A 1,644-nucleotide genomic window follows, 5' to 3' on the forward strand; every position below is an offset into this window, starting at 1 on the left:
CCTGCCGCCGTGGTCGTGCTGGAGGAACTGCCCGTCACGGTCAACGGAAAGCTCGACCGGGCGGCTCTTCCTGCCCCCGACTTCGCCGGAGTGGCTGGCGGCCGTGGGCCCGCGACGCCGACGGAAGAGGTGCTCTGCGGGCTGTTCGCCGAGTTGCTCGGCCTGGAGCGGGTGAGTGCCGAGGCCTCGTTCTTCGAACTCGGCGGCGACTCCCTGCTGGCGATGAAGCTGATCGCCCGGATCCGGGCAGTCCTGGAAACCGAGGTGAGCATCCGGGCGTTGTTCGCCACGCCGACGGTGGCCGGCGCTGCCCGCATCATCGACAGTACGGAGGGCCAGACTCGGATTGCCTTGAAGCCGCAGCCTCGTCCCGACGTCCTGCCGCTTTCGTATGCCCAGCAGCGGATGTGGTTCCTGAACCGGCTCGAAGGGGTCGGTGAAGGAGCGGCCTACAACCAGCCGTTCGCTGTGCGGTTGTCCGGAGATCTGGACCTGGTGGCGTTGGAAGCGGCGCTGGGTGATGTCGCGGACCGCCATGAGAGCCTGCGCACCATCTTCCCCGAGACCGACGGTGTTCCCCGCCAGCAGGTGCTGGAAGGCGCAGCCGGGCGCCCTCCGTTGGTGATCGTCGAGACCACCGAGGAAGCGCTGCCAGAGGTGTTCGCCGCGCATGCGGGTAGGGGCTTCGACGTGAGTGTCGATCTGCCGTGGCGGATCCGGCTGCTGGTGACCGGACCGTCGGAGTTCGTGCTGCTGATCGTGGCGCATCACATTGTCGTCGACGGCTGGTCGATGGGTGTGCTGACGCGGGACCTGGGAGTGGCCTACACCGCGCGGCGGGAGGAGCGCGTGCCGGCGTGGCGGCCGCTGCCGGTGCAGTACGCCGACTACGCGCTCTGGCAGCGGGAGGTTCTGGGAGATCTGGACGACCCGGACAGCCTGGTCAGTGGCCAGCTCGGTCACTGGCGCGATGTCCTGGCCGACGCGCCGCAGGAGTTGGCCCTGCCGACGGACCGGCCGCGTCCGGCGACGCCCTCCTTCCGGGGCGGTTCGGTGCCCGTTCAGGTGGACGCGCAGACGCACGCACGGCTGTTGGAGATTGCACAGCAAGGCCGGGCGACCATGTTCATGGTCGGGCATGCCGCGCTGGGTGTACTCCTGTCGCGACTTGGCGCGGGCACCGACCTTCCGATCGGTACCGCGATCGCCGGACGTGGGGACGCGGCGTTGGACGACCTGGCCGGGTTCTTCGTGAACACGCTGGTGCTGCGGACCGATACGAGCGCCGATCCGTCCTTCACCGACCTGCTGGCCAGGGTGCGGGAGACGGACCTGGCGGCATACGCCCATCAGGATGTGCCTTTCGAGCGGCTCGTCGACGACCTGAACCCTTCTCGCTCGCTGTCCAGGAACCCGCTGTTCCAGGTGATGCTGGCCGTGCAGAGCCTTGCTCCGGCCCAGTGGGAACTGCCAGGTCTCCAAACCGGCCCGGTGCCGGCCCAGGGGGAACCTGCCGCCCGGTTCGACCTGTCTGTGACCCTGGTCGAGAAGCGCGATGCAGCCGGGGCCCCGGCCGGAATCGGTGGCGGGATCCAGTACGCCGCGGATCTGTTCGATGAGGTCACTGTGCGGGGTCTGGCGGAT

1 protein-coding gene is annotated in these 1,644 nt (G+C 68.9%); it reads left to right on the plus strand.

The features are described from left to right. The coding region (locus ACFYWI_RS38455; RefSeq protein WP_389240837.1) for a condensation domain-containing protein at nucleotides 1-1,644 on the plus strand (1,644 nt) is incomplete at both ends.

It is taken from the genome of Streptomyces sp. NPDC002889 (genome assembly GCF_042888425.1).
In the GTDB taxonomy this organism is placed as follows: Bacteria; Actinomycetota; Actinomycetes; order Streptomycetales; family Streptomycetaceae; genus Streptomyces.